The sequence below is a fragment of the Aureispira sp. CCB-E genome (assembly GCF_031326345.1).
Classification (GTDB): Bacteria; Bacteroidota; Bacteroidia; order Chitinophagales; family Saprospiraceae; genus Aureispira.
The window spans coordinates 5,864,435-5,878,965 of sequence record NZ_CP133671.1 but is presented as its reverse complement, the minus strand read 5'-3'; the positions used below and the strand labels follow the sequence as shown (position 1 = coordinate 5,878,965).

The 14,531-nt window shown below is 36.8% G+C and carries 7 protein-coding genes; all 7 read left to right on the top strand.

Annotated elements, in window-relative coordinates; translation table 11 throughout:
- Nucleotides 1-6 precede the first annotated feature (6 nt).
- The 7 genes from QP953_RS22955 to QP953_RS22925 all read left to right on the top strand — a co-directional run bounded on the left by QP953_RS22955 (nt 7) and on the right by QP953_RS22925 (nt 14,465).
- Complete coding sequence (locus tag QP953_RS22955; RefSeq protein ID WP_309553076.1) at nt 7-3,729, top strand: T9SS type A sorting domain-containing protein; 3,723 nt, start codon at nt 7-9, stop codon at nt 3,727-3,729.
- Between the two features lie 333 nt (nt 3,730-4,062).
- Nucleotides 4,063-5,058 (top strand): hypothetical protein, encoded by a 996-nt coding sequence (locus tag QP953_RS22950; protein ID WP_052593830.1) that lies wholly within the window; start codon nt 4,063-4,065, stop codon nt 5,056-5,058.
- A gap of 252 nt (nt 5,059-5,310) precedes the next feature.
- A complete protein-coding gene (locus QP953_RS22945) occupies nt 5,311-7,662 on the top strand; it encodes a hypothetical protein (protein ID WP_309553075.1) in 2,352 nt (783 codons plus the stop codon).
- Between the two features lie 281 nt (nt 7,663-7,943).
- Entirely contained in the window at nt 7,944-8,972 is a 1,029-nt protein-coding gene (locus QP953_RS22940; protein ID WP_052593834.1) for a hypothetical protein, read from the top strand.
- Between the two features lie 4 nt (nt 8,973-8,976).
- Entirely contained in the window at nt 8,977-10,614 is a 1,638-nt protein-coding gene (locus QP953_RS22935) for a hypothetical protein (RefSeq protein WP_309553074.1), read from the top strand.
- Nucleotides 10,611-11,504 (top strand): hypothetical protein, encoded by an 894-nt coding sequence (locus tag QP953_RS22930; RefSeq protein ID WP_309553073.1) that lies wholly within the window; start codon nt 10,611-10,613, stop codon nt 11,502-11,504. Before QP953_RS22935 ends, QP953_RS22930 begins: the two co-directional genes overlap by 4 nt.
- 231 nt (nt 11,505-11,735) lie before the next feature.
- Nucleotides 11,736-14,465, top strand: coding sequence for a caspase family protein (locus QP953_RS22925; protein WP_309553072.1), 2,730 nt, complete (start codon nt 11,736-11,738; stop codon nt 14,463-14,465).
- The last annotated feature ends 66 nt before the right edge of the window (nt 14,466-14,531 follow it).

Sequence of the window (14,531 nt, the reverse complement as noted above, 5' to 3'; positions counted from 1 at the left end):
AATGTGATGAAGTTATTCTATAGGGGCATTGTATCTTTTCTATTGTTATTGTCCATACAAACAACAAAACTTACCGCACAACATCTAACAGGATTTATACCTACTAATACTGCTACCCATACTGCTACCCAAAATGGTTCGTGGTTTGATCCGACGACTTGGAATACAGGAACTGTTCCTAGTGATGGGGCTATAGTGGTTATTCCTGCGAATATTACCGTTACGTATGAAGGGAATTCGACGGCACATATTTTTGCCATACGAGTAGATGGTACTTTTAATTGTATACAATCTAATAGCAGTCAAACCTCTCAGTTGATTTTTGATACATTTATAGGGATGAACACTTCTGTAGTGACATTTCGGGCAGGTAACCCAACTGATGGAGCGATAGCTGTTGAAATTCGACCTTTTGATATAGAAGCACATAAGTCAGGAACTAGCGGTTTTGCCCAAGTATGGAATGCCAATGCCATCAGTTATTACAGTGATGGTGAACCAACTTATGAGGTGACTTATAACGTAGGACCAGATGATCGATTTAATTCTTATGCAGATGCCTTGTTGGGAAATACTTCGGTAACCGAAATATCTAGAAATCTAATTAATGATGGTGCGGGGGTATTAGGACGTTACCTTTGGGATCCAGAGCAGTTGTCGTTAGGACTTGTTGTTATGGGAGAGTTGGAAATTGTTGGGCAGGAAAAAACAAACATGATCAAATTAGGGGCGGATGCTTTGAGAAATCAAGCGTTGATAGAGTTGGCTAGTACCCCAGTTGGTTGGAATATTGGCGATAGTTTGGTGGTAACAAGAGGGGGCAATCAATCAACTTTGGCAAATGGTGAGGATTTGGTAGCGATTCAAGCAATCAATGGAACAACCATTACCTGTACCAATAATCTAACTAAAAATCACGAAGGAAGGGTACAGGATAATCTGCATTGTTATGTGGGAAATTTGAGTAGAAATATTCAATTTAAATCAACAGTTTCTACAATTATCCACCAACGAGGGCATTTGATGGCGATGCACAACCCAACCAATATTCAAATCAAAAATGCCGCCTTTGTAGATATGGGGCGAACCGATAAATCAAAACTACTCAATGATTTTTTGTGGGCAAATTGGGTACAGCCCAAAGTGTTTAAATCTAAAATATCTGCCTTAGGACAAGAATGTTCGGAGTTAAGAAAGGCTCCTGTAGCAGATATTACAAACATAAGAGGACGCTATTCTATTCACTTGCACCGCACAGGAGCAAATCTAGGGGCAAATATGGTTCATGTGACAGGGAATGTCGTTTGGGGGAATCCTGGGTGGGGAATTACACACCACGATTCACATGCCACGGTTTCGGATAATGTTGTTTACGATGTAACAGGTTCGGGAATTGTTTCTGAATCGGGGAGTGAAACAGGTTTTTGGGATAATAATTTGGTCGTAGATGTTAAAGACGGACACTCTACAAGTCCATATCATGCTGCTTTGTTTTATGACGATTATCTGTTTTCGGGGCAAGGTTTGGGAATGAAAGGGCGTGCGGTCGTTTGTCGAGGAAATGTTATTGCGAATGTCAAGCAAGGCGTAGGAGTAATGAATATGAATCCTGTTGTCAATCATTTGGACAGGGTAGATGCTAAGGCACTTGCAAGTGTTAGACCGAACTATTTATTTGATCAGTTTCCTTTGTGTAGTGGGGGGTATAGTAAAGAAGGAGATGGAGTCATGCCCGTAGAAGTGGCTTTAATTTTAGAAAATACAACGGTCATTAGTTCTAATCAAGGTTTGCGCTCTATAGAGCGGGATATGGGAGTTAATCATGAATCTCGCTCGGTATTCGACGGTTTTATTGCTTGGGGGGTAAACCAAGGTTTATCCATCACTTATCAAGCCGATTATTCCTTCAAAGATGTGTTCATTTCTGGAAAGAATGCTAGCTCGATAGGTATGTATTTGTGGAAACATTCACACAATCATGTTTTTGAAAATATAAAATTAGTTGATTTGGGTTATGGAGTTACTGTTTCTAAACTAGTTGAAAGTGGAAATGGTGCCTTAAAAACTCGTAACAATGGTTTTACTCCTTGGTACTTTGTAGACCTAGTCTTAGAAAATGTGGGGGTATTTTATCAACTTGAAAAAGAAAATCCTGCCACCACAACTGTTTATGATGAGCACAGTGATAATCCGATTCATCTAAGTTCTTCAGAAATTACCAGTCGCCCAACAACATTTACGATTTTAGATAGTTCAGGTTTAGTGGTCGATTATAATACGGGGGATTTCCGATTTGAAATAGATGGTGTTATTACAGATGATTTGGGCAGTTACGACATGGGAATCAAGCAGGCTTGGGCGCAGGGGAATTTACGCTTAGACTATCCTACTCGAATTTATGAGTTTGCTTCGCAACAAAAATTTGAAGATTATCTTAGTATCAATGGTGTTTATAAAGATACCGCAGATAATGATCAATTGTACTTTATTATCAATGAAATCCTCCCCAATCGACGAACGTACGACTATACTTCTTTTCCCGTGCGTGTAAAAATTATGAATGCTCCTTCTAGTTTGCTTTCAATGGCATTGATTGAGTCACCCGCTAATTTTTTGCCTACCAACCGTCTAATAAGCCGATTGGCTACGGTAACTCAAAGTAGTACCAACATAGGACTAACTTACAATGGAACGAGCATCAATGCTGGAGCAACAAAAGCGGTCGATGGTAATAACAATGGTCGCATCAATGCACAAATTTTTCAACGAGGTTTGGTGCCTGTCGGAAGTTTCTCTGAAACACTTGTAGAACAAGAGCCTTGGTATGATTTAGATTTGGGAGAAATTAAGCAAATTGATTTTATTGATATTTGGAATACAGTAGAATTAAATGGAGCCAATATTGAAACCTTATCTCCCCATTTTCAGAATTTTTATGTTTTAATTTCTGATTCTGCCTTTACATCGACAACAACTCTTGCCAGTGCACGAGCATTGGCAGATTATGAATATTTTAATGGAAATGGCGTTGCCCGAAAATTCTCATTAGATCACCTAAACGCTCAAGGTAGATATGTGCGAATTCAAGCAGTAGGCTTGAATAAAATTGCTCATGCAGAAGTAGAGATTATTGGTAGAAAATTACCTCCTCCTAGTGCTATCTTGCCAATAGAATGGATGACGTTTGAGGCAAATCGTATTGATAGAGAAAGGGTAGATTTAGGCTGGGTTACTAGTTCTGAGTTTCATAATCAAGGGTTTGATATTGAGCGGATGTTGGCACATGAAACTATGTTTACCAAAATAGGGTGGGTAGAAGCTTCAGGGACAAGTACAACACCAACTAGGTATCATTTTGAGGATAAGAATGCCTATCAAGGGATTAGTTATTATAGACTCAAACAAATTGATTTTGATGGGGCAACAACTTATTCTGAAATTAGGGCAGTATCGGGTATAGGGACTTTGGGCATAGGATTTGGGCTTTATCCGAATCCAGTTCAGGAGGCGTTTTTTATTGATTTGGGAGAGAAATCAAAAGGTGCTAAAAAGGCAACTGTATCCATTTTTGATGGGCGAGGACAACTAGTCTATCAAAGAAACCATTCCATTACAACTCAAGAATTATTAAAAATAACACTCGTAGAGGATATTCCAGCAGCAGTCTATTGGTTGTCTTTGAAGCTAGATAATGGGGAAGTGTTTAAGACTCGATTTATTAAACAATAACTAAGGTGGACAGAGCAAGAGTGTTTGCCAAAATAAGAGCTGAAATGAAACAGTCTGAACTTCAAACGGTATTTTTTTGTTGAAAGAAATAAGGAAATGGATAAAAATAAGGCTGAAAAGTTCTAAGTTTAGAAATTTCGTTATATTAGTAATGTCTACAACTGGACTAGTTTTTGGTAAATTAGATACCAATTAAATATAAATAGACGTTATTAAAAGTAATCGTTCGTTGAACCCACGGAATAGCAGCGTAGCTAATACTTAATAATAACACAACTAGATCAAGCAATACATTAAGCATCTATTCTTGTTAGGTTAAAAACCCTGTACATTTTGAAAATAGAAATTTCTCACGATACACTAGCTAAGACGGTTTATGATAAGGCATCAGCAGAAGACAGAATGCGTCTTATGGTGCTTAATTTAATTCAAGCCAAACATCGATTTTTTAACGAAGAACATGCTTATTTGACTTCAGATGAGCTTAAGGTGATTGCCCCTTTTGAAGAACAGTTGGAGTTGACAACAGAGGAAAAAGCTTTTTTGACTCGAAGCAAACTACGGGCACAAACCAAAGTGACGCTTGTGGTATTAAGCTTTATTGTGGTGGTGGTGGTTTTAATTTGGTTTGTTGTTTATTATCGTAGTAATAATATCAAAATAGAACAAGTCAACAACCAACTTACAGCAAGTCAAGATAGCTTAAAGAGTGTCAATAACTCCTTGGGAATTCGATTGGAGGAATTGCGCGTAAAAGATAGCATTCACGAGTCGTTAACGGAAAGAATTGGCAATGATCAGCAGATTATCAAAATGACGAATAAAGAGCTGCAAGATGCTTTGAACGAGTTGTATATTCTGAACGAAAAATTGAAAGAAAGTAAACGCAAAGTAGAGCGGGAACGTGATGGTCTTAAAACTGACAAACAAGCCTTAACAGAGCGTTTGAAAGAACAAATAAACAAGCAGGATAAAATTATCAAAGAAAAATTGAGCGAGGTTGAGCAATCTCAAAAATTAAGTCAACGTGCTAATACCATTCTTAATAGTACAGAAACTCCAACCGAAGCGCAATACAAAGAAGCCTTTCAACTGGCTCGTTATGCTTGGGAAATGAGCCGTTCGAATAGTCAAGCTATGGATGTGCTGAATCAGATTAATAACAGTAAGATGCGAAAAAGAAATAGTGGTTTCTTAGGAAAAAATAGACCTAAAAACACTTATACTTATCGACAAATAGAGGACATGATCCAAAAAATAGATCAAAAATATAAATATGGTAAATTGACCAATAAGGAAGTGCAAAAAGTTTTGCGTAGCGGAAGTTAGGTATTGGTACAGTGTATCGGATAAAAAAAGCCTCAGGGAGAAAATTTTCCTTGGGGCTTTTTTAGCAATTACTGATAAAGTAAAAAATAAAGATGTTAAGCTAGGAAAGCCAATTTTGAAGAGTTCTTTTTTTTTGTCATATTTACAAATTTTCAAAAAAGCCCTCCTTGGTCTTGCATCTTATGTGTTTTTTACAAAGCATTTGGAAATGTATTGGAGCGAGACTTGTCAAAGAATGTAAAAAGAATAGTAATGAAGTTGTTCAAAATCAACGACAAATTTTATGATTATTTGATTGTAATATTGTCAAGTATATTTTTAGTTTATTTTTACGGACCATTACTGATAGCTCCTAATGAATATTTATTTAATAAATACGGAGATGGTTTTAGTCATTATTTTAACTTTGTTACCTATGCCAAATATAGCCAAAGTTATTTTGAACACACCATTGCTAACTATCCATATGGAGAGCAAATTATTTATTTGGATGGCCAACCGTTCTTTGGTGCTTTGACAAAGATACTAATTTCGATATTCCCTTTTTTAGGCGATTATACGGTTGGTATTTTGAATGGCTTGGCTTTGTTCTCGATTTGGTGGACACCATTGCTATTGTATGGAATTTTAGCACGTATAGGAGTACAGCGTTTTTTGGCAGTTTGGGGAGCGATGGGCATTCTTTTCTTAGAACCACAAATCTTTCGTTTAACAGGGCACTATTCTTTATCTTATAGCTGCGCAATACCGCTCACTCTGTATCTGTTGTTGCGAATCTACGAACAGATACAAACAACGTTTTGGGCGGGACTTTTATTCTTTTTTAACCTTATGTGGTTGTACACGCACCCTTATTTAGGCTTAATGTGCTGCATGCTAACAGGGGTAATTCTTTTGTTTTATTGGTGTTATAATATTCGATCCCTTGCTACTAGTGTTAGGTATTATATATTGGGGTTTGTAACAGGCATTTTACCTACTGTTATCTTTAAATTAGTGACTAGCCTGACAGATACTCATGTTGCCAAACCGATTGACGTTTACGGTTTGTTTGAGTACTGCGGAGAACCAGAAGATGTATTTTTGCCCAATCATCCTCCATTTAAAAAAACGGCAGAAGAACTACTTGGATACCCCTTGAATCAAACTTGGGAAGGGTGGTCATACATTGGTATTGTAACAATGCTCACATTAACCTTAGTTTTAGTAATTAAGCTGGTTAAATTTATTTTGAGGCGCAAAAAAGTAGAGGAAGACAAGATGCATACAGTTGTAAAAATAGCATTTTGGGCATCTATTCCGATTTTATTGTTGTCTTGGGCCTATCCTTTTATTCAATATCCCTCTTTATTAGAATATGTCAATCCTATCAAACAATTTCGCTCTTTGGGACGATTTTCATGGGTGTTTTATTATGCATCAACCTTAGTGAGCATCTATTATATTGGAGCTGCTGCTCGTTTTCTGAAAGAAAAAAAACAGGCTATTTTAGCCGCTTTATTGCTGCTGTTAGCCCCCATGTTGTACATGGTTGAAGGGTATAGCGCTCATGCAGAAGTAGCTACCAATTTGACCCTGCATCCGAACTATTTTTTAGAAAAAAATCGCCCAGAAGTCTTGAAAGATGGATTGGAGCAAATTAATGTCGAAGATTATCAAGCAATATTGCCTTTGCCTTATTATTATCTAGGGTCAGGCAATTTTTACCGACCTGTTTTGGGGGGAACAACACATTTCTCTATTCTAACCTCTGTGCATACAGGTTTGCCTATTGCTACTGCATTTGTAGCAAGAGCCGATGTTTGGGAAAGTCGGAACTTAGTTCAATTATGTACTGCTCCTTATTATGATAAAAAAATACAATCGGATTTTCCTTCTAAAAAGCCATTTTTGATTACTCGTTCCAATTATATGGAGCCTTTGACAGAATATGAGCAAGCAATTTTTAATCGGGCTCGACTTATTTCTATTGACAAAGAAGGGTATGCTTTATATTCCTTGGAATTTGATGATTTGTTTGTCCAAGAGAACGATGAGGTATTGGAAACATTCCAGCAAAAAATGCCTTCTCTACACCCAAAGGGAGACTGGCTAGTAGAGGATAGTACGGCAACGGTTTTTTATGAAAATTTTGAAAATCAACCTTCCAAGTATGCCTTTAGAGGGACAGGGGCTTTCAGTGCTCCTAAGTCAGGTTCTGGAGTCTTTTTGAAGATGCCTTTAGAAGAACAAACCACTCCTGTTACTTATCAAATAAAAGCATGGGTATTTAATGGAGAGATTGATGCCATGAATTATGTGTTTATAATAGCTTTTGGAGACGATGGTGCTGGTTATCGGCAGGAACTTGGGCAAACTAGACCTGATCGAGCTGCTGTTATCAATGGAGATTGGTCGTTGATTGAGTTTAGTGTAACAGTGCCACCTAATAAATTTAAGACATTACACTTAGACCATTATTGTGGGCTGTTGTCCAAACAAACTTTATATGTCGATGAGGTGTTAATTTATAGTGGAGAAGGGGATGTTTACAAGGTGGTTCATGAGGAAAATAATCAAGTTAAGGAGCTTATTTATAATGGTCATCAAATACTTAGAAAGTAGGAGCATAAATGGTAATGTGTAGAATATAAGGATACTTGATGTAACAAATCGCGTTAAGTTGATTTTTAGTAAAAAAAAATATATAATTAAATTGTTGATAGTCAGATAAATAAGAGGTTGTTTTGGGGCTTGTGTAACAATGAAGCAAAAAAATAAGCTTATTGTAGAGGCTTGTGTTTGAGAGGCAAGAAATAAAATTATTAAATGAAGTGGATGTATTTTTATTTCCTCTCTAATAAAATGCTTAAATTAGAGATCAAAGAGATATTTAACGATTAAAAATGAAAATAGAGCTATCACACGATTTATTAGCCAAGAAAATTTATGACAAGGCTTCTACAGAGGATAAAATGCTGATCAAAATCAGGAATTTTATTAAGAATCGTTTTGCCTATTTCAAAGAAAATAAAGTGCTGTTGTCTAGAGAAGATTTGGATTATATTAGTCCTTATTTGAAACAATTAACTTTAGAACAACATGAACTTATTTTTATAGATCGTAGCAAACAAGCTTTAGTGCTTCAACGAGCTGTAATTATTGGAATCGCGATTGCTGTCGTATTTGTAATTACCTACTTTATGAATAAGACAGAGCAAGTAAAAGTAGAAAACCAAGAGCTTTTGGCAAAACAATTATTGGAGTATAAAGAAATAGAAGCAGAGGCACAAGCATTATCTAGTGCTTTGGTAGAAAGTAGAGAAGGTTTGGATGCAACTAAAGAGGAATTGCGTTTGGCCTTGTTGAAGTTGCAGCAGAAAAACGATACTTTACTGCACGATTATGCTTCTTACAAGGTTCATCACGATGATGATAAAGAGCAATTGTTGCAAGAATTAAAAATTGCACAATCTTCTAAATTGAGTGAATTGGCAGCTCCTATTGTCTACGATAATCGGAAATATGCTTTTCAGTTGGCTAGAAAGGCGTGGGAACTGAATCCCGAAAATCAACAAGCTATGAAAGTCATTTATCAAAGTGTTGATGCTACGCTCGAAACGCCTTTTTCTAAACAGAAAACTCGAAACTATATTAAATGGAATGCTAAAAAATGGGGAGAGTTGAGTGATAAAAAAATGCGAGCTATTTTTAATCCTAAAAATGCTGTTGTTGCAGACAATAAGGAGAAAAAAATTGCCGAACAAATTGAACAGGTGACAAAAGAACCTGAGCCGCCTACCATGAATTTTGTCCCCGAACCTCAACGACAACAAAAAGTGCAAGCTGAAATTAATAAATTGCAACAAAAATTACAAGATCAAATTCAGCAACAACCCCCAAAACCCAAAGGACCTATTAATTTTCCTAAATAAGACCATGAAATTAGAGTTATCACACGATTCATTAGCTAAGACGATTTATGATAAGGCTTCTGCTGAAGATAAAATTCTTATTAAAAAGCGAAACTTTATCACAAGACGTTATGAATACTACCAAGCATCGGGCGTCTTGCTGGATTTAGAAGGTGTGCAATATGTTCTTCCTTATTTAGACAAGTTAAGCTTGAATAGTGCTGTGCTGGCGTTTATCAAAAAAAGTGAACGACATACCAAACGTAGGCAATTTATGATTAGAACTACTGTACTAGCTAGCTCTATAGTCTTACTGATATTTGGAATACAGGCTTCTGTTGTCTTCTTTAGTTTGCAAGAGAATTTAGAAAATAAACAGGCGCTTCAGTTAGAGTTAAAAGAAATTCAGAAACAACGAAGTATAGCAGAAAATAGAGCGCAAACATTGCTTAATGGAGCAGGTTCTATTAGTCAACAAGATTTGCAAGATGTCGATGTTGTTAAACAAATGATCATTCAATATGATACTTTAGGAAAACAGCATATGGATCTGGCACGACAAAGAGATTTGGCTCAGTCTGCTGCCTTGAGTGACCTAGCTAAAAAAGCTTTGGAACAAGGAGATCCTACTTATGCCAATCAATTGGCTTCAAAAGCTTGGGAGTTGAATCCAGAAAATAAGCAGGCTTTAGAAATGATCGCAACAATTAATCAAAAAAATCAAATTGCTTTTTCCAAATTACCCGTAGAGCAACAGGCTTCATACGTCAAACAATCCCAACAAGTAATGGGGAGGTTGGGTGAGGATGATTTTCGAGCAATCTTTTCGGAAGATAATAATGTTATTAAGAACCATAAGGCTACGGTTTTGCAAAGTGTTGTTTCTTCTAAGAAAAATAATAATATCAATAATAACGACGGTGCACCTGCCAAAACACCAGTATTACACCAAGTTATTCAGCAGAAAAAGCCCCCAAAAGATGATTTTAACAATTCGAAGAAACCAAAGAAAATCACTCCTATAAAGCCAATTGATGGCAAAAAAGGCGAGGAGGATAAGAAAAAAATCATTTCTCCTAAAAATTCTAAAATCAATGGGGAAGATCCTAAAAATAACACGATAACCAAAAAGGACAAAATCAATTTTCCCAAGCCGCCTAAAGATGATATCCTAATCAAGGATAACGCCAACATAAAGACACCTATCCAGCAAAAAAAGGACAAAATGAACGCTCCTAATTATGACGATTGTTCTGTTGTTGCAAAGGAGGCAAATCAATGGTTTAGAGTTCAAAGTACATCCAATTGGGCGTTGCAAATGATGGCGAATAACAACCAACAATTGTTTATTCGTTTTGTTCCAAGTGGGCGAGAAAGCAATATTCCAAAGCTCACACAACTAAAGGTGTTGTTATCTAATGGTCAAACGAAGGTGTTAAACTTAATCAATCCGCAGCATAAAAGGAGTGGTGCCGTTGTTTATCAGGTTAGTATTGGGATGAAGGATACAAAATTTATGAAAGGGCAAAAAATAAGAGGGCTTTCATTTGGATTGGATGTAGGACGTTTAAACCCTTCTTCGATTTTTGATCGAGAACGACCATTGCTGCTTGATGGTGCAACACAAAACAAATTATTAGGAATCAGTAAGTGCTTATTATGAAACTAGAATTATCACACGATAGCTTAGCCAAAAGCATTTATGATAAGTTTTCTGCGGAAGACAAGATGCGGGCACAAATTCGCCAATTGTTAAGAGAGCGTTTGATTTATTATAAGGATTATCAAAGGTTATTGACAAAGGATGATTTGAATTACATTGATCCGTATATTGATTCTATAGAGTTGGGTAAGGAAGAGTTAAATCTTGTCAGAGAGAGTCAACAAAAAATAAAACGCAGAAAAAAGCAAATCACGTCTGTTGTTGTTGGTGGTATTGTTTTGTTAACTATTTTTAATTTAATTACTCGATCGTTGAATGGTAAAAATGCAGTTTTGCTAGAAGAAGAGGAAGAAGAGATTAAAATCTTGGCAAGAGAAGATTCGCTGAAAAAAGCTGCTGAAATGAGAGCAGATACCTTATATCAGCAATTGATGGCACAAAACCCTGAATTTACCAAAGAATTAATCGCTAGTTTTGATACTTTGAAAAGCACTAAAAAAGTAGTAGAAAAGGAACGAAATATTGCTCAATCGGCTACGCTTAGCGCGTTGGGAGAAGCAGCAATGGAACAAGACGATAAAAATTATGCTTTTCGATTGGCTGCCAAAGCTTGGGAATTAAATCCAGAAAATAAACTAGCTTGTGAATTGTTATACAAGATTAGTAGCAATTCTAATTATGACGAGGATTATCAAGAAGAGCAAGTCACACAACTCAGTAAAAAAGAACATCACACGTATATTGCGAATTTAATTGCGAAAGAACGGAATGAGAATGGTCGTGGAAGATTGGATGAACAAAAGATGCAACTGATTTTTAATCAAAAAAATACGGTTGTTCAGAAAAAAGAAGAAGGTGTTCGCAAGAGAATAGAACGTTACATTGAATAATATCCCGTTGCTTTTTAGTCTTAAGGTTAGTGGAGTGTATCTGTAATGACGGTTGTATGATTTTATTGGACTACTTCTGCGTAGTTTCAATGGAGTAATGAGCTAACATTATTTAGAAAATCTTTGTTAAGTACTAAAATTAACTTGTATGCGTTCAAGGTGTTGGTTTTGAGGTGTATGTGTTGAAGGTGTGCTCTTGTTTTGCTCTCTAAACTCTAATATTATTTTCAGATGGAAAAAAAAAAATGTTATGCATTGTTCATTGGTATTAATACTTATGAGAATGAAAAAGTAGCTAATTTGAGTGGCTGTATTCAAGACGCCAAGCGGTTGTTAACTTATATTGAGTCTAATCTGAATCAGCAAAAATATGAACTAAGGGCAACAACTTTGTTTACAGGTTCTAATACACCTCCAACACGCCAGAATATTATAGATAAAATAGAACAGCATTTGGGACAAGCTAAAAAAGGTGATATGGTCTTGTTGTTTTATGCTGGGCATGGCTCAAAAGAAAAAGCACCCAATGGATTTAATGAAGCAGATGGAAACTTTCAGACTTTGGTTCCTTGTGATGCTCGTAATACCGATGCAAATGGCATTGTGATTCGAAATATTTTGGATAAGGAAATTCGTTTTTTGCTGCATGAATTGTGGGAAAAAGAGCAACCAGAAATCATCTTTATTCAAGATTCTTGTCACTCTACAGGAGCATCGAGAGAATCCGAGCAACTGGCAGTTGTTTTAGATGAGTTGAAAGAATTGGAACAAGCCCTTCAGGAAGAAAATGAACCAGAACCAACGTTAGCAGCCCCACAGCCTAGGTATACCGCTCCCACAGATTTTGAAAAGCGAGGAGATGTATGGTCCAATGCTACCCAAGAAGACTTGGTAAGAACATATACGGGCTTGCGAAAGGCTTCTACATGGATAGATGCGGTTTTATCTTCTAGCAATGAAGTTGCTTCTATTGAGTTGCCCATGGCTGAACATATCCACTTAGCGGCTTGTGACAAACATCAATTTGCCTATGAAATACCATTGCAAGGCGGAGTATTTACAAGTCATTTGTTAGATATTTTAGAAGCCTCTCAGAATGCCATTTCTTATCAAGATTTGTTTAATCGTATCAGAATGAATATTGGCGGGGTCTACCAACAGACACCAGACTTGTATGTATATAGCCCTAACTTTAAGAAGCGTCACGAAATCTTTTTGGGTGATTTGTTGGTGCGTGGAGCAGTGCCTGCACAACGAGACATAGATGCGTTTGATGGGTTTTATCCTGTCGTGCCCAAAGGAAGAACGGAGTGGCAAATTAAGGCAGGAGAATTAGAGTTGTTGCCTAGCTTGGATGGTAAGATAAAAGCAATACCAATTGAGGTATTTCTACAAGACCAACAACCTACGGGGCAATCCAATGCAGTGATTGATTATGTCGCATCGGGTTATAGTCGAGTTACTTTAATAAACGCGACATTCGACCGTAGAAAACATCGCAATCAGCTTTATGCAAAAATTCCATCTAGGTATATGCGCCGATGGAGGGTTGCGATTTGTGTCGATACAGGACAATCGGGAGGCAATACAGTTGTCCTATTTGAAAATTACGCTCCAAGAAAAAGCTTGAAAAACTTTCAAAGTGATGGAGGTCCTGCCATTAGGATGGCTCCAAAAGTTGATACAGCAGATTTTGTTGTCAAGGTCGCCAAAGGGTGGTTGGCTTTGTATCAAAAGGATGGCACATTCATTTTTTATGCAACGGCTTTGCAGTACGAAAAGGAGGGGAAAAGAACAACAATTCCTATTATTAAGAAAGAAGGAGAAGCAACGTTGTATAAATATAAAAATGGAAAAGAAACTCTTTTAGATTGGACAGGAGATTATCATATAACGAGCACAGAAAAAGCTTCTGTAGCTCCTATATTTGAATATTTGGCTTTGGTGTATCAAAAAAATCCTAAAAAAAATATTCATGTCTTTTTTGAAGAAACCGTAGGACAGAATGCTTTTACCCAATTTCAGGAGACTCAGCAAGATGTTTTGGAGTATTATGCCCCATTTATTAATTGGACAAGTCCAGAAAAAGCAGCGTATATCTTAAAAACAGAGTCTGATGGATTTGCTGTTTATCCGTATCGGAATGGGGTAGAAGGCAGAGTGCCTGTCTTTCGAAAAACATCAAGTTTAAGCATAAAAGATGGCTATCGGGTTATATTATCCCTACAAAAAATCTGTAAATGGCAAACGGTTTACCATTTATATAATAAGTTGCAGGAAACTACAACAGCAAACCATCAATTTGAGTTTGAATTCAAATTGTATCATGCCGCCGCAACAAAATCTAGAGATTTAGAGCCTAATCGAATACATAGTACGGTGTGTTTGAAAAGTTGGAACACGGATCATTTTGAAGATGTATCGCGTGGTTTGAGTCGGTCGTTAAATGAGTTGAATACAGGAGGAAGTCCCATTCGATTTTTGTACAATCCTTTGTATCCTTCTACAGTTCTTTTGGATTTTGATTTGGCAATTCACCACTTGAAAGGATCGGAAAATGTATATGTTTCAACGTTATTGCTAGATAGCAATTATGCTATTTTACCTTTACAGAAGGCAATGGGGAGTAATTTATTACCGCCCCAAAACTTAAGCACAGATAAAGGAGGAACATTGGTGTTGAATGGATTGGAGTTGCATCAGCCGCCGCAAATGAAGCACTTTCCTCAAGAAGTAGAGGCAGTGGTATTTTACCTAAAAATCTTTATTGCCTACCAGCGTTTTGATATATCTGGGTTACTTCAGACAGGTTTACCTGCTCCTGCCCCTAAATTAGCAGAATATGCTTCTGCCCAAGAAGGTACTAGAGCAATGTTGAAGAAACCACCGAAAACAGAAGATACAGGTAGTTGGATGTCGTTTACAATTCCTATTTTAGTGCAACGTGAGGAACGACCTTAAAAAATATGTTCGTTGTCGGAATTTTGTGCGATTAGAGGATATTGATAGAAATTTGGGTCAAGGGTA

Coding starts and splice junctions, on each gene's coding strand:
- QP953_RS22930 (WP_309553073.1), top strand. CDS start 10,611: ATGAAACTAGAATTATCACACGATAGCTTAGCCAAAAGCATTTATGAT.
- QP953_RS22935 (WP_309553074.1), top strand. CDS start 8,977: ATGAAATTAGAGTTATCACACGATTCATTAGCTAAGACGATTTATGAT.
- QP953_RS22955 (WP_309553076.1), top strand. CDS start 7: ATGAAGTTATTCTATAGGGGCATTGTATCTTTTCTATTGTTATTGTCC.
- QP953_RS22925 (WP_309553072.1), top strand. CDS start 11,736: ATGGAAAAAAAAAAATGTTATGCATTGTTCATTGGTATTAATACTTAT.
- QP953_RS22940 (WP_052593834.1), top strand. CDS start 7,944: ATGAAAATAGAGCTATCACACGATTTATTAGCCAAGAAAATTTATGAC.
- QP953_RS22945 (WP_309553075.1), top strand. CDS start 5,311: ATGAAGTTGTTCAAAATCAACGACAAATTTTATGATTATTTGATTGTA.